Below are 21,294 nucleotides of genomic sequence, written 5' to 3' on the forward strand. Positions count from 1 at the left end.
TCTCCCCTGCTGAACCCCTGTCTTCAGCGGTGTACCGCGATCCTCGCCATCCGGTTCACGACAGGAGGCCGCCGCCCGCTCCCGGTTCACCCCCGGGAGCGGGCGGCGTGGGTCAGCGCAGGCTCGCGTCGGTGGCCAGCGCGGCCAGCTCGGCGTCGGACAGCGGCAGCTCCTCCAGCGGCTTCAGCCCGTTGGCGCGCGGGTCGGCGTAGGTCGGCGCCGTCGACTGCATCACGTAGACGACAGTGCCGTCGGAGTGCCGGTACCCGGCCCAGGCCGTCCCGTCGCCCTCGTGGATGACGCCCACCTTCGCGTCGCCCACGGTCACCGGCGTGCAGTCGCCGCCGCGGCCCCAGAACTGCTTCGCCACCGCGCACGCGTCCTGCGGCAGGCCGTTGCCCGGCTCGCTCACCTCGACGATCAGCTCGCCGACACCATCGCCCTTGCCGATCGCCACCGAGGCCAGATACGTCCAGTACGACCCGTCGTTCTGGATGGTGGCCTGGTCGGAGCGGAACGGGATGCCGTCGCTCGTGGCGCCGGACTTCGCCTCGTACCCGTCCGGCACGACGGCCAGCAGCGAGGTCAGCAGCTTCTTGCCGTGCTGGTAGTGCGGGCCGCTGTCGGCGGTGGCGTCACCACCGTTCTCCGGCGGCCACACCGGCTCGGTCTTCTCGCCGCCCGCCGGCGCGGAGCCGGCCCAGCTCGGCGTCCCGGCCGGGAACGGCTGGACCGCGCCCGACGGCTCGGCGGCCACCTGCAGGTCCGTACCGCCGCCGGTTTGTGCCTGCCCCGGGATGACGGCGAGGGTGATGCCGAGGATGGCGGCGGCGGAGCCGATGCCGGCCAGCAGGTTGCGGCGGGTCTGTGCGCGGCGGGCCGCGGTGATCGCGGTCGCCGACTCCATCGGTGGCGGCTCCGGGTGCAGCGTGATCGTCTGCCGGAGCGCGGTGCGCAGTTCGTTCTCGTCCATGTCGGTTCCCCTCAGTCGGCCGTGACAGGATGGGCGACCAGGGTTCGCAGCGTCTCCAGGCCGCGCGCCGCCTGGCTCTTGACGGTTCCCGCGGTGCAGCCGAGGGCCGCCGCGGTCTCCTCCACCGAGAGGTCCTGCCAGTAACGCAGCACCAGCACGGCCCGCTGCCGGGGCGGCACCTGGGCGAGCGCCCGCATCAGCGTCACCCGGTCCTCGCTGGGCTCCGGGTCCGCCGCGTGCTCGATCCGGGCGTCGTGCGGCCGCTCCCGCCGCCACCAGCCCCACCGGCCCTCGTCGATGAAGGACGAGATCAACACCCGGCGGAGGTACGGGTCGAGCGACTCGTGCCTCTGCACCCGGTTCCAGCGCAGGTAGAGCTTCGTGAAAGCGCTCTGTGTCAGGTCCTCGGCGCGATGCCAGTCGCCGCACAGCAGGAAAGCAGTCGCCCGCATAGCGGACGACCGTGCCGCAAAATACTCGGCGAACGCGCGATCACGGTCGCGGTCGCTCATGCCGGTCCCCCATCCTGTCGGTCCGCTAAACACGAGGTGACCATGGCGCGGGGTTGCACGGCTGCGGCGGAAAGTTGCAGGGAGGCCGCCGGACCGGCCTCCCCGCAACCTCTACTTAGGGGCGTTCAGATCGTCGAGCGCCTTCGCCGAGCCCCGGTGCAGGACCACCGGGCTCGTCTTCCGGGCCGTGTCGAGGCTGATCTCCTTGGCCGCGGCGTTGGCCTGCTCCAGTTGCGTCTTGCGCTCGAAGAGGGTCTTGGTCAGCACGCACGCCACGTTCGGGTCCAGGTTCTCCCGGACGAGCAGGACGTTCGGGACCACGATCGTCTTCACATCGGCCGGGGTCTTGTAGACGGCGGCCGGGATGACCCCCTCCTGGTAGACCTCGTTGATCTTCTGCAGCTCCGGCAGAACCGGCGTGATGTCCAGGAAATCGACCTTGTCCGCACCGGTGGTGAGCAGGTCGGTGATCCCGGGCGTGGGCAGGCCGCCGGAGAAGAACATCGCGTCGATCGTGCCCTCCTTCATCCCGTCCACGGTCTTCGTCAGGTCCAGCTTCTGCGCCTGCACGTCGGTCTCGGCCAGCCCGGCCGCCTTCAGCACCCGGTTGGCGATGACCTCGGTGCCGGATTTCGGGGAGCCGGTCGAGACCCGCTTGCCCTTCATCCCGGCGACGTCCTTGATGCCCGCCTCCTTGCGGACGATCACCTGCGTGTAGTTGGTGTGGATCCGGCTGAGCGCCTGCACCGGCTGCTTCGCGGTGAAGCTGCCGGTGCCGTTCACCGCGTCGGCGGCGGTGTCGGCCAGCGAGAACGCCACGTCGTAGGTGCCGGCGACCAGCTGCTGGATGTTCTGCACCGACGCGCCGGTCTCCGACGCGGTGGCCTGGACGTTCTTGCCCACCGCGTTGACCTGCTCGGCGAACGCGTTGCCGACGGCGAAGTAGACGCCGATGGCGTTACCGGTGGCGATGCCGACACGGGTGGCCTGGGCCACCTCGCAGGTGACAGCGCCGCCGGTGTCGGTGCCGGCGGTGTCCTGCCGGCCGCCGCACGCCGCGGTGGCGGCCGCGAGCGTGCTGACCAGCGTGATACCCACTATTCGTCTCATGCTTCTCCTTCAGGAGGGTGGTGCGGCAAGGGGCGAACCTCAAGGGGGGTCTTGGGCCGGCGTCGTTCCAGACCGGCGAGGAGTACGGCCACCAGCAGCGCGGTCAGCCCGGCGAGGACGCTGGCCGTCTCCAGGTACAGCAGCAGAAGCCCGGACAGTCCCGCCGCGACCCGGCTCACCCGGCCGGCCGGGCCCACCCCGGGCACCCAGCCGCCGGTCGCGATCGCCAGCCCGAGCACCGCGAGCCCGGCGACCACCGTCGTCCACACGATCCCGGCGAACGAGCCGCGGGCCAGCAGATGCTCGCCGTTGGAGGTGAGGACGAACGCGAGCGGCGCCAGGAAGGCGGGCAGCGCGTACTTGAGGGCCTGCCACATGGTCGCGATGGTGCGGCCGCCGGTGATCGCGCTCGCGCCGACGGCGGCCAGCGCGGTCGGCGGGGTCACCTCGGACAGCACCGAGTAGTAGAAGACGAACATCGCCGCGGCCGGCGCCGGCACGCCGAGCGTCAGCAGCGCCGGCCCGATGATCACCCAGCCGATGATGAAACTCGCCGTCACCGGCACCGCCAGCCCCAGCAGCGCCAGCGCGAACGCCGCCAGCACCGCGGTCAGCGCCAGCACCGCGGCCGGCTCGTCGGTGATCGCCTTCGCGCCGTTGACCAGCAGCGACGCCAACTGCGCGCCGAGGCCGGTCTTCGTTGTGGTCGCGGTGATCACCCCGGCGGCGGCGCACACGGCGACGACCGGCAGCACCCCGCGCACCCCGGCCGCCAGCGCCGCGAAGATCCGTGGCGGGGTGAGCCGGGCGTCACGGTCGAGGAACGACAGCATGCCGGCGAGGATCGTCGCGTACACCACCGAGCGGGTCGCGCTCTGCCCCAGCGCCAGCAGCACCACGATGACGATCAGCGACGAGAAGTGGTAGCCGAACCGGGTCAGCAGCCGCCACGCGCTGGTCGGCGGCGCGTCGACGGCCCGCACCGCGAACCGCCGCACGTCGATCTCCACCGCCAGCAGGATGCCCAGGTAGTAGAGGACCGTCGGGATCATCGCCCAGCCGAGGACGGTCAGATAGGAGACGTTCAGGTACTCGGCGACGATGAACGCCGCGGCGCCCAGCGTCGGCGGCGAGAGGATCGCGCCGACCCCGGCCGCGGCCAGCATGCCCCCGGCCTGCTCCGGCGGATAACCGGCCCGGCGCAGCATCGGCCAGGTGACCGCGCCGACGCTGACGGCGGTGGCCGTACCCGAACCGGAGACCGTGCCCAGAAGGAACCCGGCAGCGACCGCCGTGCGTCCCGCCGCGCTGCGCGACCGCCGGAAGGCGGCGACCGACAGGTCGACGAAGAACCGGCTCGCCCCGGACAGGTCGAGGACCGCGCCGTAGATGGTGAACAGCACGATGTAGGTGGCCGCCACGTCCAGCGGCGTGCCGTAGAACCCGCTGCCGGAGTTGTAAAGTGCGTCGACGATCTGCCCGAAGTCGAGCCCCGCATGTGCGATCGGCCAGGTCTGCGGCAGCAGCCCGCCGTAGTAGGCGTAGCCGAGGAAGATCAGGCAGACCGCCGGCAGCGCCCAGCCGGTGGTGCGCCGGCACGCCTCGATCAGCAGCACCAGCAGCACCGTGCCGAACACCACGTCGACCGGTTCGAGCAGCCCCTGCCGCGACAGGAACCCGTCGTAGCCGCCGTCGAACGGATTCAACGGATACAGACAGACCAGCAATGCGGCGGCGGCGAGAACCCAGTCACTCACCGAGGGCGATTCCCGCCCCTTGCCCCAGCCCGACCGGTACGCCAGGAAGACGAGCGGAAGCGTGCCGGCCAGGAAGATGATCAGGTAGTACTGGCTGCCCTGGGCGAGCGGCCGGAACACCTGCCACAACACGAGCACCGCCACGGCGAACGCGGCCACCGACACGGCCGCCCCGACCCGCCCGCCGAGCACCCGGGCCGGCCGCTCCTCATCGTCGTAGTGCACAGCGGGCGCCGCCGCCTCCCCTTCGGCCAGCCGCTGAGCGGCCCCCGCCAAAGATCGATCATCGCCCATGAACCGGACAGTACTACGCCCCTTCCCGTCCGGTGATCCACGCCGCTCCCTCACGCCCCCTCAACGACCCACCCCCTGTGCCCGCCACCAGGACCGGCCGGACGGGGGCAGGGAGCTGATCGGGTCGTAGAAGGGGTAGACGGTTCCGGGGGTGTCGGCGTACGGCTTGGTCCAGTGGGAGATTCCGCGGGTGCGGTCGTAGGCGGCGGCCTGGTGGACCCAGCGTTTGCCGACGTACGGGACGTCGCAGACGATGCGGGGCGTGGCGTATCCGGGGAGGTGGCCCATGATCTCGTCCTGGAGGGACTGGGCGCGGTGCAGCGGGACGCGCCAGTGTTCGGCGTTCGGGATCATGTCGCACTGGTAGAAGTAGTACGGGGTGATGCCGGCCTCGCCGTGCAGGGTGAAGCACAGGTCCAGCAGCGTGGATCGGTCGTCGTTGACCCCGGCCATCAGGACGCCCTGGTTGCGGACGTCGCGGACGCCGGTTCGCAGCAGGGTGCGGGCGGCCTCGACGACCAGCGGGGTGATCGACCGGGCGTGGTTGGCGTGGGTGTGGACGGCCAGGTTGACGCCGCGGGCGGCCGCTGTGGTGGCCAGGCGGGTCATGCCGTCGGTCACCTCCGGCTGCAACCAGTGCTGGGGCAGGCCGATGACCGCCTTGCTGGCCAGCCGGATGTCGCGGATCGCGTCGAGGTCGAGCAGCTGGGTGACGAAGTGTTCCAGCTGCGGCCACGGCACGTTCGCCACGTCGCCGCCGGAGACGACCACGTCGCGGACCGTGGGATGGCGTTTCAGATAGTCGAGCATCAGCTCCTGGCGGTTGCCGGAGCGCAGCCCGAAGCGGGCCTTCGTCACCTGCGGGGTGGACTGGCCGACCAGGTCCATCCGGGTGCAGTGGCCGCAGTACTGCGGGCAGGTGGTGACCAGCTCGGCGAGGACCTTGGTGGGATAGCGGTGGACCAGGCCCTCGGTCACCCACATCTCGGCCTCGTGCAACGAGTCGCGCTGGGCGTACGGATGACTCGGCCACCGCGGATCCCGGTCGCTGAGCAGCGGGAGCATGTAGCGGCGGATCGGGTCGGCACGGAACGACGCCGAGTCCCGTACCGCCATCGTGTTGAGCATCTGCGGGGTGAGCAGCGTCGACATGGTGGCGGTGCGGGAGTGATCGGCGGTGAGGTCGGCGTAGACGTCGTCGCCGAGCAGGTTCCCGGCGACGGCGTGCAGCGCTCGGGCGTTGCGGACGCTGTGCACCCGCTGCCAGCGGGGGTCACGCCACTGCCGTGGGGTGACCTCCCGCCAGCCGGGCAGGCGGCGCCAGTCCGGTTCGGCCGGCGCGGCCCGGGTGTAGGCGTACCCGCTCATGCCCGGTGGAACATGCCGGCGTAACGGGTGCGCAGCTCGCGTTTGAGCACCTTGCCGGTCGGGCCGAGCGGGAAGTCCCGGACGATCTCGACGGCGGCGAGGGGGGCCAGGCCGGCCGCGGCGAGCTCCTTGCCGGCCTTCTCCAGCAGCCCGTCCGAGGGTGCGCCGGCCTGCAGCTGAACCACGGCGATCGGCACCTGGGCGTGGCCGTCGGGGCCGGGCACGCCGATCACCGCGCAGTCCAGGACGACGTCGGCGCAGTCGGCGATCAGCACCTCCTCGACGGGCAGGCTGTAGACCGGGCCGTCGGCGGTGTCGATGACGTCGACCGTACGGTCGAGGTGGTAGAAGTTTCCGTCGCTGTCGCGACGGGCGACATCGCCGGTCAGCCAGAAGCCGTTGAGCTCGAAACTCGCGGTGAGGCGGGGGTTCTTCCAGTAGCCGGGGGTACGCGACGGAGTGATCACCCCGAGCAGCCCGACCGTCCCGTCGGGCACCTCGTCGCCGTTCTCGTCGAGCACCGCCGCCTTGATCACCGCCTCCTGCGCCTTGCCGACGCACCTGTCGTTGCGCGGGGTCTCCGGGGTGGTGAGCCCGCCGAACAGGGCCATGCCCATCTCGGAGGAGCCCAGCCCGTCGACGAACTGGGATCCGGGCAGCGGCGCGCCGGCGTCGGCGCCGGGCGGCAGCAGCCACGCGGCGACGAGTCCGGCGGGCCGTTCGCCGAGGGTCACCAGCCGCCGGATGTGGCCGTAGTGCGCCGAGTCGCCGGTGTTGAACCAGGAGTGCACCTTCGCGGCGCCGCGCACCGGCAGCTCCCCCGTGGCGAGCTCGACGAACGTCCGCGGGAAGGACGCCAGCATGGTCGGCTGGAACGCCTCCATCACCGGCTCGACCACGGATCGCCGCCAGTCGCCCATGACGACGGTGGGCAGGCCGAGCAGGACCGCGGTGAGGAAGTAGCTGAGCCCGCCGGCGTGGGTGTGCGGCATCAGCGACATGAGCCGGTCGTACGGCTGTGCCGGGAACCGGGTCATCCGCGGCTGCTTGCCGTCCCAGAAGCTGCGGTGGCCGAGGATCGTCGACTTGGGGGTGCCGGTGGTGCCGGACGAGTGGATCAGCGCGCACACGTCGTCGGGCTCGTGCCGGTACGGGTACTCCCCCGGCAGTTCGGCGGCGCTGTCGTCGAAGGCCTGGATCTCGGCGGCGAGCGCCAGGAACCGGGGCCGCCGGGCGGGGGCGGCGCGGTAGGCGGAGGCGAGCCGGGTGGTGTCGTCGGCGACCACCCCGACCACGCCGACGTGTTCCAGGTAGCGCAGCAGCACGTCGAGCCGCATCGCGTCGTTGATCATCGCGGGGATGGCGCCGAGCGCGGTCAGGGCCAGGTAGTGGATCAGCGGCTCCAGTCCTTCGGCGACCACGATGCCGACCGGGTCGCCGGGCCGGACGCCGTTGGCCCGGTACCACCTGGCGTACCGGTCGCGCAGCGCCACCAGATCGAGCAGGCTGTGCCCGCGCAGGGTGACCCGGCCGCGCGGGTCGGCGCTGTGGGTGTAGATCATCGGCACGGCCCGGTTGGGGTTGAGGCGTACCGCGTGGTCGAGGAAGTTGCCGGCCCCCAGGCCGGGCTCGGTCATGAACTGCTCACGCACGCTCAGCGGAGCGATCGGACTGTCGGTCATCACTGCTTCCCTTCGAGAGAGAGAACCTCGGCGGCCACCCGGTGGCCGGATCGGATCGCGCCTTCCATCAGCCCGAAGAACTCGGTGCTGGTCTCGGTGCCGGCCCAGTGCACGCGCCCGTGCGGGGTGGTCAGGTGCGGCCCGAGGCGGGTCCAGTCGCCGGGCCCGAACACGGCCGCGTAGCAGCCCTTGCTGTACGGCTCGTTCACCCAGTCGGTGACGTGCACGGCGACCGGCGGCGGCAGCTGCGGGAACAGCTCGCGGACCTGCCGCAGCACCCCGGCCTCGCGGGCGGCGGGCGTCAGGCCGGCGAACCGGTACGCCTCGGCGCCGGTGACGAACCCGGTCAGCACCCCGGCCCCGCCCTGCGGCGGCGAGTCGTCCACCGTCGACAGCAGCGGCCCGGTGGCGCTCACCGACCAGCCGGAGAGCCCCTGCTCCTGCCAGTACGGCCGGTCGTAGACGAGCTGCGCCTTGACCGCGCAGCCTCGCCCGGTGACCGCCGTGGCCCGGGGCGCGGGCCGGCCGGGCCGGTAGTCGACCGCCTCGGCCAGCAGCGGCGGCACGGCCATCACGACGGCGTCGCCGGTGACCCGCAGGTCGCCGGATTCGACGACGACCCGGCCACCGGACTGGTCGACGGCGTGCACCGGCCGGGCGAGCCGCACACGATCGCCGAGCTGCTCGGCGAGCCGCTCGGCCACCTGGTGCGCGCCGCCGAGCACCCGGTCCTGCTGGGCGCCGCCCTCGAACGCGTTGAGGTATCTGATGCCTCCGCCGGAGCGCAGATAGAAGGCCATGTGCCGGACCGAGATCGCGGCCGGGTCGGCGGCCATCATCTCGCCGAGGAACAGCGGGAAGAACAGCCGCGCGTCGGGGTGCGGCAGGTTCGCTGCCGCCCAGTCGGCGGCGGTCATCGTGTCGGAGGGCGTGTCCGGGCCGTAGGTCAGGTCGTGGAGCAGGTCGAACATCTCGCCCAGCGCGACCGCGTTGAGCGGCGGGAACCGCCCGGCGCGGGTCTTCCCGCCGTGCCCGAGGGCGAACCGGCTGTCGCCGCGCATCGCCGTCGGGGTCGCCGACAGGCCCAGGCCGGCCATCAGTTTGTGCAGCTCGGTGTGCCGGTCACCGAGATAGGCGGCGCCCGCGTCGACCCACGCGCCGGGCGCCACCTCGATGCCGTGGGTGCGCCCGCCGACCCGGTCGCGGGCCTCCAGCACGACGACGTCGGCGCCGGCCGCGTCCAGGTCGGTGGCCGCGGTCAGCCCGGCCAGCCCGGCCCCGACCACCACCACCCTCATGCGGGACCGCCCGGGAGCGGGCCGGCGGTGACCGTGCCGGCCAGCGTGGCCGGGGTCGGGGCCATCAGGAAGTCCTCGAAGGTCAGCTCGACGCCGTGCTCGCGGGCCACGGCGCTGAGCACCCGGGTGGCCAGCAGCGAGTCGCCGCCCGCGTCGAAGAAGTCGGATTCCTCGGTGACGTCCGGGTTCTCCAGCACCCGCCGGAACAGGGCGGTCGCCTGGTGGACGTTCATTTCAGCATCTCCTCGCTCAGGCGCCGGTCGACCTTGCCGCTCGCGGTCCACGCGAGCCGGTCGACCACGCGGATGTGGCTGGGAACCAGGTGCGCGGGAACTCGTCCGCGCAGGTGGGCGGTGAGCCGGGCGGGCAGGTCCGGGGTCCGCTGACGGGCGACGACGTAGGCGGTCAGCGTGGTGCGCCCGGCGGCCGTGACAGCGGTGACGAAGGCGGCCCGTACCTCCGGATGGCCGGTCAGATGCGCCTCCACCTCGGCCGGGTCGACCCGGATGCCACGGATCTTGACCGCCCGGTCGACCCGCCCGCGATGCAGGAGGACGCCGCCGGGGCCCGCCGCGACCCGGTCGCCGGTCCGGAAGAACCGCTCGGCGCCGATCGTCACGAACCGTTCCGCGGTGGCCTCCGGGAGCCCCGGGTAGCCGTCGGCCAGAGCCGGCCCGCCGATCAGCAGCTCACCGTCGTCGAGCCGCTGGATCACGTGCGGCAGTGCCCTTCCGATCGGCACCGGGTCCTCGCCGCCGTGCAGCTCGACGGCGTGTGTGATCAGGGTGGTCTCGGTGCAGCCGTAGGTGTTGAGCAGCCGGGCCCGGCCGCCGGCCGCGGCCCACCGGGCGACCTTCGCCGGCGCGGCCGCCTCCCCACCGATGATCATGAGGCGCACGCAGTCCGGCAGGACGGAGCCGCTGTCGTGCAGGTGGCCGACCAGCTCGTGCCAGAACGCGGTCGGCAGGTCCAGCACGCTGATCCGTTCCCGCTCGACCATCCGCAGGAACCGCGGGAACGACCCGGAGTGCGCGTCGGCGTCGAACACCAGACACGCCCCGCCGGTCAGCGCCGGAAGGATCTCCTCGAAGCAGGTGTCCCAGTTCAGCGACGCGAACTGCAGCACCCGGTCGTCGGGCGACAGAGCGAAGAGCTCGCGCAGCGACGGTACGGCCGCCCCGATCGCCCGATGCGACGTGGCGACCGGTTTCGGCTCCCCGGTCGACCCGGACGTGAACAGCACGTACGCCGTCGACGGGTCACCGGCCGGCGCGGCGGCCGACGCCATCGCGGCCCGGCGCGTCTCCGGGAATCCCGGGTCGACCGGACAGTAGGTGCCGCCCCCGGCCCAGATGCCGAGCAGCGCGACGATCGTGGCCGTGTCGTGGCGGGCCGGGACGACGTTCGTGCCCGGCCCGGCCCGGTGTGCCTGGACCCGGGCGGCGAGTTCGGCGTAGCTGATCTCGGTGCCGTTGTCCCGGATCGCCGGCCGGTCGGCGTGCTCCCGGGCCGCGGCCAGGAAGCCGGTGAGAACTCCGGACCCGCTCATCGCGGCCCCCGGAAGGGCGAGCCGGGTGACCGCGCGGAGCGGAACCCGGGGTCGCGGCCGAGGAAGGCGAGCAGCCGGTCCAGTCCCGGCGCGTCGTCCGGGACGGCGACGGCGGGCGCGAACGTCGCCCCCGGCCGGCGCCGCCGGGGCCCGTCCGGCACGTCGCTCTCCGCGACAGCGCGGACCGCGGCCAGGGTGTCGTCGTCGGCGTCGAACGGCCGGCCGGTCGCCGCGGCCACGTCCCAGCCGTGCGCCACCGCGTCGAGCAGGTGAAACCCGAGGGCCTCGCGGGCCGGCAGGGTGATGCCGTCGCGGATCGCCGGCAGCCATACGGTACGGGCCAGGGCGCTCTCCCCCGCGAAAGAGGCGATCACCTCGTCCGCCGACGACGCGTGCTCGGCCCGCAGGTCCGCCCCGATCGGGGTGTCCCAGCCGGCGGCCGACATCCGTTCGCCACGGACGGCGGCGGCGAACCCGCGGTTCTCCCGGGTCATGTGCTCGACCAGCTCGGCGAGCGTCCACTCGGCGCACGGCGTCGGCTGCTTCCACTGTTCGTCGCCGATCGCGTCGACCAGCGCGACGGTGCGCAGCACGGCCCGCCGGTGCAGGTCGAGAGTGTGCGGCAGCAGCAAGGATCGGGTCATCGCCAGGACCGCCGCGCCGGACGGGTCGGCCAGCTTGGTGCGCGCGTACTCCGTACCCCAGTCGCTGGTCATGATCCGGAACGGCGGCGCCTCGTCGGTCAGCGCGCGCAGCAGGACCTCCGCCACGTCACGGCCGGTCTGCGCGCCCGGATGCCCGCCGCGCGCCACCTGGTCGAGGTAGTCGGTGAGCGCCTCGGTGTACGGCCCCGCCTCGGCGAGCAGCGACTCCCGGGTGACGCCCGCGTTCGCGCCGAACGCGGTGCCGAGGACCGGCCCCGGCTCGACCAGGACCACCCGGACACCGGTGGCCGCGGCCATCGGGGCGAGGCTCTCCAGGAACCCCTCGACGGCGAACTTGGCCGCCGAGTACGCCTCGTTGAACGGCTGCCCGATCAGCCCGCGGGTGCTGCCGACCGTGACGACCCGGCCGCCGGTGGCCCGCAGCAGCGGCAGGGCCGCCCTGGTCACGGCCACCACCCCGAACAGGTTGACCTCGAACCCGGCCCGGAACGGCGCCATCCCCGCGGTCTCGACACTGGTGAACGTGTTGGCCACGCCGGCGTTGTTGACCACGGCGTCCAGGCGGCCGTGGTCGGCGATCACCCCGGCCAGGCAGCCGGCGATCGACTCCTCGTCGGTGACGTCCATCCGGCGGGCCTCGAAGGGCTCGCCGGCCAGGCGGCCGGGATCGCGGGCCGTGGCGATCGTGGTGAACCCGGCGCGCGCCGCGAGGAGCGCCGTCTCCCGGCCGATGCCGGAGGAGCAGCCGGTGATCAGCACCACCCGTTTCGGCCCGCTCATGCCGCCACCTCCGCTGCGCTCCGGCGTCGGCATGAGTCACAGACATTGCCCGATGATTCGCTCGCAGGCTCGCTCATGCCGGTACCGCCGTTCGTTCACGGTTCAGGCGGGCCTGGGTGGGCGCGATCGGGATCCAGGCGAACAGGACCCCGATCAGCGTGCCGCCGGCCATGGTGATCCGGGCCGCGCCGAGGACCCCGTGGGCCGGGGTGAGCTGCTCGACGAGAACACCGCCGAGCAACGCCGCGAACGGGATGACACCCCAGGTGATGGTGCGGAAGGCGGCGTGCGAGACGGCCTGGTCGGCCGGGCGGACGCGGGCCTGCCGGACCGCCGCGGTGCTGACGTTGTACCAGACCATGAACAGGCCGTAGAGGCTCAGCGTGACACCGAGGACGATCGCGCTGTTCAGGGCCGGGGCGGCGAGGACGCCGAGGCCGACGAGGCAGTGCAGGAAGACCGACCAGGGCATCATCCGGGCCGGGCCGATCAGGCGGCTGACCCGCTGGGCGAGCAGCGCGCCGGCGACGGCCGCGACGGCGGCCACCGACATGACCAGACCCAGCTGGGGTACGGACAACCCGAGCCCCCGGTACGCCAGGATCGGCAGGACTGTCACGAAGATCGGGCCGCCGCAGTTGAGCAGCGTGGTGCCCAGGATCGTGCCGCGCAGGACCGGGTCGTCCCAGTTCAGGCGCACACCGGCGACCAGCCGTGACCACATCGGCTCGGGGTGGGGGCGGCGTTCCCCGTACGGCCGCATGCTCTTGATCGTGATCGCCGAGAAGAGGAAGGTGACCGCGTCGACCAGCAGCGACCAGACGCCGAGCAGGCGGTAGAGGCCACTGGCGACGGCCGGGCCGACCACCTCGGCGACGCTGCGGCTGCCCTCCAGGTTCGCGTAGGCCTGGACCCGGCCGGTGTCCGGCACGATCGCGGCGATGGTCGCGGTGTAGCCGATGTTGAAGAACACCGCCGTGGCGTTGGCGAGCGCGACGACCACGAAGATCAGCGGCACCGACAGCACGTCCAGCCACCACGCGACCGGGATCGTGACGATGGCCAGCGCCCGGATCACGTCGCACCAGATCAGCGTGCGGCGCAGGTCCCACCGGTCGACGAGCACGCCGGCGGCCAGGCTGAGCAGCGGGATCGCCAGGTACTGGGCCATCCCGACCAGGCCCACCTGGAACGCGGAGGCGTCCAGCAGCAGGATCATCACGGTCGGGACGACGAACAGGTTGATCCGGTCGCCGACGTTGCTGACGCTCTGGCCCAGCCACAGCCGGTTGAAGTCCCGCCCGAGGCTCATGTCGCGGTCCGCTGCACCAGGGGCGACACCTTGCCGGTGCGCTCGTTGTGGATCAGGGCGGCGGTGGCGCGTACCGCCAGGGCCTCCGGATCGCGGTGGAAGGCGGTGCTCGGGCCGCCGAACGCCGAGCCGAGGATGTGGTCGCGGACCCGGGCGGCGAGGCCGTCGGCGGTGTCCCGGGCCGGGACGACCAGCACCTCGAGGGTGCTGCCGCGGGCCGGGTACTCGGTGAGCACGAGCTGCGCCTGCAGCACGCCGGGCACCGTGGCGACCTCACGCAGCAGGGCGTCGGCGTTGAGCAGCAGGCCCCGGAACTTGACCTCGCCGTCGCGCCGGCCGAGCACCCGCAGCGCCCGGTCCGGCACCCCGCAGGTGCAGGTCACCCACTCCCCCGCGTCGCCGGTCTGGTAGCGCAGCACCGGGTTCAGGCCGTGCGGCTTGAGCGAGGTGAAGTCGATCAGCTGGTCCGGGCCGACGTGCACGAGCTGGGACGGCAGCGGGTGCCAGGTGTCGTCGGCGCACTGCGGGGTGTTGGTGCCGGCCACCCACGTCTCGGTGCTGCCGAACAGCCCCCACCGGCGGGCCTGCGGGGCGACCACCGGCAGGTCCTCGTCGAGGCCGGGGTTCCAGGCCTCGCCCAGCCACAGCACGGTCCGCAGGTCGGGCAGCTTGACGCCGATCTCCCGGGCCCGGCCGATGATCGGGCGCAGCACGCTCGGGGTGCCACCGATCGACGTGACCCCGCGGGCGGCGAAGAACTCCAGCCACACGTCGTACTCGGTGCGGTTCACCGCGCCCAGGCCGATGCCGGTGCAGCCGGTCAGGTCGGCGTACGCGCCCATCAGGTAGTGGGCGCCCCACAGCTTGCCGGCGCCCCAGCCGTTGACGAACAGGTCGTCCGGGCCGAGCGGTTTCCACTGCTCGTAGACCTCGGTCATGTACAGGCCGGTCGGGGCGTAGCCGAGCTTCGGCGAGCCGGTGCTGCCGCCGCTCTGGAACGTCCACGTCGCGCCGTGCTGGGCCTTCGGCTTGAGGTGATCGAGAGCGATGTTGAGTTCGTCCTTGCGCATCACCGGCACGTGGATCAGATCCTCGAGACTGTCCAGGGCGACGATGTCGGCGTACCGGGCGGTCAGCGCGGGCACCGAGCGCAGCTTGGCCAGGGTGTCCCGGACGGTCTCCAGCGCGAGCGGGGCGGACGAGAAGAAGTCGCTGGTCACAGGGCACCGCCGAGGAAGCGGGTGTGCCAGTCGCGGTAGGCCAGGAACCGGTCGCGGACGATCGCCCGGTTCTGCCGTACCACCTCCGGGTCGCCGCGGTCGGGGCACATGATCGCGCCGTCCGGCTCCACCTCGGACAGCCAGAACCGTTCGCCGTCGTGCAGGAAGTCGACGCAGAAGTACGGCATCGGCAGCTTCTTGGTGAAGTAGTCGACGGTCCCGGCCAGTTCCGCGGGCAGCTCGGTGTAGTGCAGCTTCGCCCCGGTGCTGTACTGCGGGTAGCGGGCCCCGTCGCCGGGGATGCGCACCAGCGTGGTGTGCGGCTTCCCGTCGACCATGTGGATCCGGTAGTCGCGGGTCGCCCGGCCCAGGTAGGGCTGGAACACCAGCGTGGTGTCGCCGCCCTGGGCCAGGCTGAGCAGCCCGCGCACGTCGTGGGCGTCGTGGGCCAGGTTGATGCCACGGGACGCGGCCCAGCCGGCCGGTTTCACGATCGCCGGGTACGTCAGGTGCTCGCAGGCGGTGAGGAACTCGTCGTAGAGCAGGTCACGGCCGGCGCTGATCCGTACCGTCGGGATCGGCGGGATCGGCGCGTCCCGCAGGAACAGCAGGGTGGCCATCTTGTCGTTGCCGAGCGCGGCCAGCCACGGCGGGTGCGGCAGGTAGAAACCGGCCTGCTCCAGCACCGCGTAGAGGGTGAACTGGTTGAAGGTGTCGGCCGCCTGGTAGGGCAGCGTGTACGGCGAGGTGACGAAGAGCGTGTCCTCGGGGGTCACCTGCCGGCCGTCGACGTACACCCGGGGCGACCGGGGGTCGACGGCGTCCACGGTGACCGCCTCGGGCGCGGTCCGCTCCCAGGTCAGGCCCAGTTCGGCGGCCACCTCCTGATAGGTGCTCCAGAACGCGGCGTTCCACTGCGCCGCGGTCCGGGTCGACTCCCGGTCCGGGAAGATCCACAACATCCGCTGCAACATGGGCCGAAGCCTGGTTCCCGTCGCTGCGGATCCGGTACGGATCCACTACAGACGGCGTGTGCAGCCGATCTGCAGCGAATCCGCAGCGACGGCGCCGACGGTCGGGCGATGAGCGATTCCCGCACTGTCGTGATGGTCGACGCGTACGCCCCGACCCGGCGCCTCGCGCCCGTCTTCCACAAGGCCGGATACCGGGTGGTCCGGGTGCAGAGCACACCCGAGGCGCCGCTGGTCTACCGGGGCGCGTTCGACCTGTCCCCGTACGCCGGCAACATCGTGCACACCGGCGACCTGGACGCCACCCTGTCCGCCGTCCAGGACCACGACCCGGTCGCCGTGGTGGCCGGCGGGGAGGTCGGTGTCGAGTTCGCCGACCTGCTCGGCGAGCTGCTGGGGCTGCCGAACAACGGGACCGCGCTGAGCGTGGCCCGCCGTGACAAGTACGTGCAGATCGAGACGCTGCGGGCGGCCGGGCTCCGGGCCACCCGGCAGTTGCTCGTCGAGGACGCCGCCCAGCTGGCCGGCTGGCACGCCGGGATCGGTGGCCGGATCGTGGTGAAGCCGATCCGCAGCGCCGCCGGCGACGGGGTGCACTTCTGCTCGACCCCGGAGGAGTCGGTCGCCGCGTACCGCAAGATCCTGGGCAGCGAGAACATCTTCTCGAACCGCAACGACGCGGTGGTGGCCCAGGAGTACCTGGCCGGCGGGGAGTACGTGGTCGACACGGTCAGCTGCGAGGGGCAGCACCAGGTCACCGACATCTGGAAGTACGAGAAGCTCACCGCCAACGGCATCACCGACCTCACCTGCGGGGTCCGTCTGCTGCCCCGGCACGGCGCGGTCCAGGAGCGGCTGGTGCCGTACGCGCTGGCCGTCCTCGACGCGCTCGGCATCGGCTACGGCGCCGCCCACCTGGAGATCAAGCTGACCCCGGACGGGCCGTGCCTGGTCGAGGCCGGCGCCCGGATGGCCGGCCTGGACCTGCCCGGGTTCTGCGGGCCCGCTCTCGGCGAGGGCCAGCTGGAGTGGATCGTCGACGCGTACGTGCGGCCACGCCGATTCGGGTATCGGGCCGGAGTCGACTACGAGATCCGCAAGCACGTGGTCAGCGCGTGGGCCGTCTCGACGGTCGAGGCGCGGCTCCGGGCGTACCCCCTGATGGGTGTGATCGAGAGTCTGGAGAGCCTCTACGACGTACGGCCGGTGGTGTCGCCCGGCGGACGGCTGCGGCGCACGGTCGACGATCTGAGCACTCCGCTGATCGTCAACCTGATGCACCCGATCGAGGAGATCGTGGACCGTGACTTCGGCACGTTCCGCTACCTGGACGGGCCGTCCTTCTACGAGCTGGACGAGGACTCCTGATGCACGTCGTCGTCATCCACCGGTGGCGCGCCCGGTATGCGGAGTACGGCCGGTACCTCGACCATGACGCGCACACCGTCACCTACGTGTCGACCGAGGTCGGCGCGTCGGCGGTGCCCCCGCAGGCGGCCGCGGTGCTGCTGGTCGACGCGACCGACGATCTGCCGTCGGTGGCGGAACGGGTCAAGCAGCTGGCGCACGAGTTCGGGCCGCCCGACGCGATCGTCGCGCTCAAGGAGGACGACCTGCTGGTGGCCGCGCAGCTGCGCCGCGAGTGGGGCTGTGCCGGGTGGACGCCGGAGCAGGTCCGGCCGTACCGCGACAAGGTCGAGATGTGCGGCCGGGTGGCGGCGGCCGGGCTCGCGGTGCCGGCGTGGACGACGGTGCGGGAGACCGCTGTGGTACGGGCGTTCGGCGACCGGCACGGCTGGCCGGTGATCGTCAAGCCGCGCGCCGAGAGCTCCAGCGCCGGGGTGCTGCGGCTGGACGGCCCGGGTGACCTGCGTGGGCTCGACCTGGCCGGGCAGATGGCCCAGTCGTTCGACCCGCGGCCGATCCACCACGTCGACGGCTGGTTCGACGGGGCGGCGCTCGGACCGTACCGGGTGTCGCGCTACCTGAACACGTGTCTCGGCTTCCGGGACGGCGACCTGCTCGGCTCGGTCGAGGAGGACGACCCGGATCTGATCGCGGCCGTCGGCGGGTTCAGCGCCCGCTGCCTGGCCGCCCTGTCCGGCCGTCCCACCGCGTTCCATCTGGAGGTGTTCCTCGACCGGTCGACCGGCGAGTGCGCGTTCCTGGAGGCCGGGGCCCGGGCCGGCGGCGCGGAGATCCCGTTCCTGTGGCGGGAGCTGCACGGGTACGACCTGATGGAGGCGGCCTTCCACCTGTCGCTGGGCCGGGCGCCGCGTCCCGGGCCGGAACGGTTCACCGAGGTCGGCGGCTGGCTGCTCGCCCCCGCCCCGGCCCGCCGGCCCTGCCGGATCACCGCGGTCCGCTCGATGACCGGCCGGGCGCCCGGACCGTACGCGGAGGCGCTGCTGCGGCCGGGCGAGATCCTGCCGGCCGCCGACGCCTACTACGAGCACGTCGGCGGCCGGTTCCGGTTCCGCGGGCGGACGTCGGCCGAGGTGGAGGCGGCGATCACGGCCACCGCGGCGGCGTTCCGGGTCAGTGCGGAACCGGTCTGAGACCGGACCCGAACAGGTTCCGGGCCAGCCGCCGGTCGGTGGTGCTGACCCGGGGAGCGTCCAGGGCGTCGCTCAGGTAGGCCACGAACCTCGCGCCGACATGCGCGTCCAGGATCTGCCGGGCGCGGCTGAACCGGGTGCCGGTGGCCGCCTCGCACAGGATCAGCGCCTGCGCGAACCGTTCCTGCCCGCGGTCGGCCGAACCGGCCCGGACCAGCAGGTCGGCGTGGGCGTAGAGGGCGATCGTCGAGGCCAGCGGCTCCCGGCTCGGGTCCAGCAGGTCCAGCGTCCGCTCCAGCAGCGAGCCCGCCTCGGCCGGCCGCCCCTGCCGGGCCAGCAGCGCGCCCAGCCCGAACGTGGCGATCCGGACGTGATCCTCCTGGTCCGGACCGAGCAGCTGGATCGCCCGGCGCAGGTGGGCGCCCGCGTCGTCGGCGCGCGCCGGGTCGGTCAGCAGCACCGAGCCGAGCTGGGTGTGCGCGGCCCCGATGATCCGCTGGTCGCCCAGCCGGTGTGCGGCGGCCAGCGCCGACTCGCACGCCTCGACGCCGACGGCCGGGGTCACGGCGAACGCCCGGCTGACGAAATCCCACGTCAGCTGCGGGTCGCGGCGCTGTGCCACCCAGCGGGCCAGGATCGGCAGGTCGGCCCGCTCGGCCGCGAACTCCGGATCGGCCAGCCGGTCCAGCGCGGCCAGATACCAGCGGATCGCGCGCTCGACGGCCACGTCCCGGTCGCTCATGCCGATGCCGCGACGGCGGGCGTAGCGGCGGACCATGTCGTGCCAGCCGTAGCGGTCCGGGCCGGTCTCCACCATCAGGTTCGCCGAGATCAGCTCGTCCAGCAGCCGCCTGGTCCGGGACCGGGTCAGCCCGGCCACGGCGGCGGCCAGGTCGAGGCGTACCGAACCGGCCGGGAGGGTGCCGAGCTGGTCGAACAGCCGCCCGGCCGCCGGGTCGACGGTGATCCGGGCCTGTGCCAGAGCGGCCCGCACGGTCCGCGGGTCGTCGGCGACGGTCAGGGTGTCGGCGCGTTCCCGCAGCTCGTCAGCGAACGAGGCGAGCGGCTGGGCCGAGCGGGCGGCGAGCATGGCGCCGGCCTGCCGCAACGTCAGCGGCCAGCCGCCGCACAGCGCGACCACCGCGTCGCCGCCCGGACCGGAGAGCCGGTCCGGGCCGACGATCCCGGCCAGCACCTCACGGGCGGCCGCGGCGGCGAGCGGGCGCAGCGGCAGGGTCCGTACCTCGTGGTGGGCGGCCAGCGCCGTCAGCCGGTTGCGGCTGGTCGCCACGAGCAGGCTGCCCGACGTCGGCGGGACCAGCGGCAGCAGTTGCGCCACGGCGCCCGCGTCGTCGGCCACCAGCAGGACGCGCTGGTGGTAGAGACGGGTCCGGAACATCGCGGCCCGCTCCTCGAGCCCGGACGGCTGCCGGTCGGCCGGGACACCGAGCGCGGCCAGGGCCGCGCCGACCGCCGCGTCCGGGCCGAGGACGGTGTCCTTCTCCGGCGCCGCCTCCCGTCTCGCCGAGCCGTGCAGGTCGACGAAGACCTGGCCGTCGGGGAAGCGGCCGGCGACGTGGTGCGCCCAGCGCACGGCCAGGGCCGTCTTACCCAGGCCGCCGGCGCCGGAGATCAGCACGATCCGCGGATCGGCGCCGGGCTCCGGCAGTGCCGCGGTCAGCGCCGCCAGGTCGGCCTCCCGCCCGGCGAAATGCCCGACCCCGGCCGGCATCTGGGCCGGTCGCTGCCCCATCCCGGCCGGCCGCTGCGCGGGGGCGGGCTCGGGCCGCGGCGCGGCGTCCTCGTCGCGCAGGATCGAGGCGTGCAGCGCGCGGACGTCGGCGCACGGGTCGCTGCCCAGCTCGCCGGCGAGCCGTTCGCGCAACGCCTGGTAGGCGAGCAACGCCTCGGCCCGCCGGTTCGACCGGTACAGCGCGATCATCAACTGCCCGGTCAGCCGCTCCCGCAACGGATGCTCGGCGACCGCGGTGACCAGCTCCCGGACCAGCTCGGCGTGCCGGCCCAGCGCCAGCTCCGCCTCGAGACAGTCCTCCAGCAGGGCGATGCGCAGTTCGGTCAGCCGTACCCGATCGGCCTCGACGCCGGGCACGGCAACCCCGCCGAGCGGCTCGCCCCGCCAGAGCGCCAGGGCCTGCCGCAGCTTGGCGGCGGCCTCGGCGGGCTGCGCCCTCGCGGCCTGCCGGGCCAGCTCCTCACACCGTCGCACATCACAGGCGGCGGGTGGCAGCGCGAGGTAGTAGCCCGGGTCCCGGGTCACCAGCGCGTCACCGATCTTCCGGCGCAAGGACGAGATCATGCCTTGTACGCGGGCCCGCGGCGCCGCCGGTGGCCGCAGCGCCCACAGGCTCTCGATGATCCGCTCGGTCGACAGGACGGTGCCCTCGGCGAGCGCCAGCAACGTCAGCACGCTGCGTTCCAGCGGGGCGAGCGGGACCCGGGCCCCGTCCGTCCAGGCCTCGACCGGCCCGAGCAGCGCGATCTCCACCACGAGGCCGGTCAGTGTCCCGGCCCGTTCACTGGACGGCCGCTCAGCATCACGCTCTGGCCGCGGAACTCGGCGACCACCTCACCGGACGCCCGGCGCACTGTCACGTCGTAGACCCCGGTGCGCCCGGCCCGCCCACGCTCGACCGCCTCGGCGACCAGCTCCTCGTCGACGGCGGCGGCCCGCAGAAAGGTGACCTGGGCGTGCTGCGCGACAGCGGCCGGGCCGTGGCTGTTGCTGGCATAGGCGAACGCCGCGTCCGCCAGCAGGAACAGGTACCCGCCGTGCACGCTCCCGTGCCCGTTGGCCATCGTGCCGGCGACCCGCATCCGCATCCGGGCCCGGCCCGGCCCGAGGTCGTCCAGCTGGATGCCGAGAGTCCGGCAGGTGACGTCGTTGTCGTACATGGCTGTGGCCGGCTGGATCGTGTCCATCGTGTGAATGCTCCCGGTCGTGACGGTGAGATCGAGAGCGAATCTAACGGTGCCGACACAGCGCACTTGCGCAACGTGACAACCGTTCCACCCACGTCAATGTCCCCTTTGATGGCTTTCTCCGGAGCCTTTTGACGGCATCGGCCGACGTATGACTCATTAGTCATGTTCACCGAGCCGCGACTGTTCGCACCTAACAGCAGCAAGAGATCGGTTCTGCCCTGCGCGCGGCGGTTTTGTCCCGGCACACGCGACAGCTCCGACCAAACTCCAGAACCCCGCGATCAGCCGCAAACCGGCGACAA

At 72.8% G+C, this 21,294-nt stretch carries 17 protein-coding genes and 1 pseudogene; 2 read left to right on the top strand and 16 right to left on the bottom strand.

The features are described from left to right. Nucleotides 1-112: 112 nt before the first annotated feature. The 14 genes and pseudogenes from BM290_RS09900 to BM290_RS09960 form a co-directional block, all read right to left on the bottom strand. On the bottom strand, nucleotides 113-973 hold the full coding sequence (locus tag BM290_RS09900; RefSeq protein WP_093612245.1) for a hypothetical protein: 861 nt from the start codon (nucleotides 971-973) through the stop codon (nucleotides 113-115). Nucleotides 974-984: 11 nt separating this feature from the next. Further along, entirely contained in the window at nucleotides 985-1,485 is a 501-nt protein-coding gene (locus tag BM290_RS09905) for a SigE family RNA polymerase sigma factor (protein ID WP_093612247.1), read from the bottom strand. A gap of 111 nt (nucleotides 1,486-1,596) precedes the next feature. Then, nucleotides 1,597-2,595: a TAXI family TRAP transporter solute-binding subunit gene (locus BM290_RS09910; RefSeq protein WP_093612249.1), complete on the bottom strand. Its 999-nt coding sequence runs from the start codon at nucleotides 2,593-2,595 to the stop codon at nucleotides 1,597-1,599. Beyond that, nucleotides 2,592-4,646 (bottom strand): TRAP transporter permease, encoded by a 2,055-nt coding sequence (locus tag BM290_RS09915; protein WP_093612251.1) that lies wholly within the window; start codon nucleotides 4,644-4,646, stop codon nucleotides 2,592-2,594. The genes BM290_RS09910 and BM290_RS09915 overlap by 4 nt, the downstream gene beginning before the upstream one ends. Before the next feature lie 60 nt (nucleotides 4,647-4,706). Next, nucleotides 4,707-6,014 (bottom strand): KamA family radical SAM protein, encoded by a 1,308-nt coding sequence (locus BM290_RS09920; RefSeq protein ID WP_093612253.1) that lies wholly within the window; start codon nucleotides 6,012-6,014, stop codon nucleotides 4,707-4,709. After that, a complete protein-coding gene (locus BM290_RS09925; RefSeq protein ID WP_093612255.1) occupies nucleotides 6,011-7,696 on the bottom strand; it encodes a class I adenylate-forming enzyme family protein in 1,686 nt (561 codons plus the stop codon). The genes BM290_RS09920 and BM290_RS09925 overlap by 4 nt, the downstream gene beginning before the upstream one ends. Continuing rightward, entirely contained in the window at nucleotides 7,696-8,994 is a 1,299-nt protein-coding gene (locus BM290_RS09930; RefSeq protein ID WP_093612257.1) for a flavin monoamine oxidase family protein, read from the bottom strand. The genes BM290_RS09925 and BM290_RS09930 overlap by 1 nt, the downstream gene beginning before the upstream one ends. Then, nucleotides 8,991-9,227 (bottom strand): acyl carrier protein, encoded by a 237-nt coding sequence (locus tag BM290_RS09935; protein ID WP_093612259.1) that lies wholly within the window; start codon nucleotides 9,225-9,227, stop codon nucleotides 8,991-8,993. Before BM290_RS09935 ends, BM290_RS09930 begins: the two co-directional genes overlap by 4 nt. After that, nucleotides 9,224-10,543, bottom strand: coding sequence for an AMP-binding protein (locus BM290_RS09940; protein ID WP_093612261.1), 1,320 nt, complete (start codon nucleotides 10,541-10,543; stop codon nucleotides 9,224-9,226). Before BM290_RS09940 ends, BM290_RS09935 begins: the two co-directional genes overlap by 4 nt. Further along, nucleotides 10,540-11,187 (bottom strand): TIGR03086 family metal-binding protein, encoded by a 648-nt coding sequence (locus BM290_RS49620; protein ID WP_239143205.1) that lies wholly within the window; start codon nucleotides 11,185-11,187, stop codon nucleotides 10,540-10,542. The genes BM290_RS09940 and BM290_RS49620 overlap by 4 nt, the downstream gene beginning before the upstream one ends. Continuing rightward, nucleotides 11,179-11,988 (bottom strand): annotated as a pseudogene (locus tag BM290_RS49625) (SDR family NAD(P)-dependent oxidoreductase); the annotation flags it as partial. The gene BM290_RS49620 and the pseudogene BM290_RS49625, both read right to left, overlap by 9 nt. Before the next feature lie 73 nt (nucleotides 11,989-12,061). After that, on the bottom strand, nucleotides 12,062-13,300 hold the full coding sequence (locus tag BM290_RS09950) for an MFS transporter (RefSeq protein ID WP_093612265.1): 1,239 nt from the start codon (nucleotides 13,298-13,300) through the stop codon (nucleotides 12,062-12,064). Next, on the bottom strand, nucleotides 13,297-14,520 hold the full coding sequence (locus BM290_RS09955; RefSeq protein WP_093612267.1) for an AMP-binding protein: 1,224 nt from the start codon (nucleotides 14,518-14,520) through the stop codon (nucleotides 13,297-13,299). The genes BM290_RS09950 and BM290_RS09955 overlap by 4 nt, the downstream gene beginning before the upstream one ends. Next, nucleotides 14,517-15,494, bottom strand: a complete 978-nt coding sequence (locus BM290_RS09960; RefSeq protein ID WP_093612269.1) for an ATP-grasp domain-containing protein — start codon at nucleotides 15,492-15,494, stop codon at nucleotides 14,517-14,519. The genes BM290_RS09955 and BM290_RS09960 overlap by 4 nt, the downstream gene beginning before the upstream one ends. A gap of 108 nt (nucleotides 15,495-15,602) precedes the next feature. On the opposite strand from BM290_RS09960, the gene BM290_RS09965 reads away from it, so the two are divergent. Both BM290_RS09965 and BM290_RS09970 read left to right on the top strand, forming a co-directional pair. After that, a complete protein-coding gene (locus tag BM290_RS09965) occupies nucleotides 15,603-16,859 on the top strand; it encodes an ATP-grasp domain-containing protein (protein ID WP_093612271.1) in 1,257 nt (418 codons plus the stop codon). After that, a complete protein-coding gene (locus tag BM290_RS09970) occupies nucleotides 16,859-18,049 on the top strand; it encodes an ATP-grasp domain-containing protein (protein ID WP_093612273.1) in 1,191 nt (396 codons plus the stop codon). Before BM290_RS09965 ends, BM290_RS09970 begins: the two co-directional genes overlap by 1 nt. On the opposite strand, the gene BM290_RS09975 is transcribed toward BM290_RS09970, so the two are convergent. After that, nucleotides 18,030-20,558, bottom strand: coding sequence for an AfsR/SARP family transcriptional regulator (locus BM290_RS09975; RefSeq protein WP_093612275.1), 2,529 nt, complete (start codon nucleotides 20,556-20,558; stop codon nucleotides 18,030-18,032). The genes BM290_RS09970 and BM290_RS09975 overlap by 20 nt on opposite strands. Before the next feature lie 8 nt (nucleotides 20,559-20,566). Then, a complete protein-coding gene (paaI, locus tag BM290_RS09980) occupies nucleotides 20,567-20,989 on the bottom strand; it encodes a hydroxyphenylacetyl-CoA thioesterase PaaI (protein ID WP_239143202.1) in 423 nt (140 codons plus the stop codon). Nucleotides 20,990-21,294: the final 305 nt, after the last annotated feature.

It is taken from the genome of Actinoplanes philippinensis, from assembly GCF_900113015.1.
In the GTDB taxonomy this organism is placed as follows: domain Bacteria; phylum Actinomycetota; class Actinomycetes; order Mycobacteriales; family Micromonosporaceae; genus Actinoplanes; species Actinoplanes philippinensis.

Bases quoted from the DNA above. Each gene is read 5' to 3' on its own strand.
- BM290_RS09915 (WP_093612251.1), bottom strand. From the start codon at position 4,646: ATGGGCGATGATCGATCTTTGGCGGGGGCCGCTCAGCGGCTGGCCGAA.
- BM290_RS09925 (WP_093612255.1), bottom strand. From the start codon at position 7,696: ATGACCGACAGTCCGATCGCTCCGCTGAGCGTGCGTGAGCAGTTCATG.
- BM290_RS09930 (WP_093612257.1), bottom strand. From the start codon at position 8,994: ATGAGGGTGGTGGTGGTCGGGGCCGGGCTGGCCGGGCTGACCGCGGCC.
- BM290_RS09910 (WP_093612249.1), bottom strand. From the start codon at position 2,595: ATGAGACGAATAGTGGGTATCACGCTGGTCAGCACGCTCGCGGCCGCC.
- paaI (WP_239143202.1), bottom strand. From the start codon at position 20,989: ATGGACACGATCCAGCCGGCCACAGCCATGTACGACAACGACGTCACC.
- BM290_RS49620 (WP_239143205.1), bottom strand. From the start codon at position 11,187: ATGACCCGATCCTTGCTGCTGCCGCACACTCTCGACCTGCACCGGCGG.
- BM290_RS09935 (WP_093612259.1), bottom strand. From the start codon at position 9,227: ATGAACGTCCACCAGGCGACCGCCCTGTTCCGGCGGGTGCTGGAGAAC.
- BM290_RS09900 (WP_093612245.1), bottom strand. From the start codon at position 973: ATGGACGAGAACGAACTGCGCACCGCGCTCCGGCAGACGATCACGCTG.
- BM290_RS09920 (WP_093612253.1), bottom strand. From the start codon at position 6,014: ATGAGCGGGTACGCCTACACCCGGGCCGCGCCGGCCGAACCGGACTGG.
- BM290_RS09905 (WP_093612247.1), bottom strand. From the start codon at position 1,485: ATGAGCGACCGCGACCGTGATCGCGCGTTCGCCGAGTATTTTGCGGCA.
- BM290_RS09965 (WP_093612271.1), top strand. From the start codon at position 15,603: ATGAGCGATTCCCGCACTGTCGTGATGGTCGACGCGTACGCCCCGACC.
- BM290_RS09960 (WP_093612269.1), bottom strand. From the start codon at position 15,494: ATGTTGCAGCGGATGTTGTGGATCTTCCCGGACCGGGAGTCGACCCGG.
- BM290_RS09950 (WP_093612265.1), bottom strand. From the start codon at position 13,300: ATGAGCCTCGGGCGGGACTTCAACCGGCTGTGGCTGGGCCAGAGCGTC.
- BM290_RS09940 (WP_093612261.1), bottom strand. From the start codon at position 10,543: ATGAGCGGGTCCGGAGTTCTCACCGGCTTCCTGGCCGCGGCCCGGGAG.
- BM290_RS09970 (WP_093612273.1), top strand. From the start codon at position 16,859: ATGCACGTCGTCGTCATCCACCGGTGGCGCGCCCGGTATGCGGAGTAC.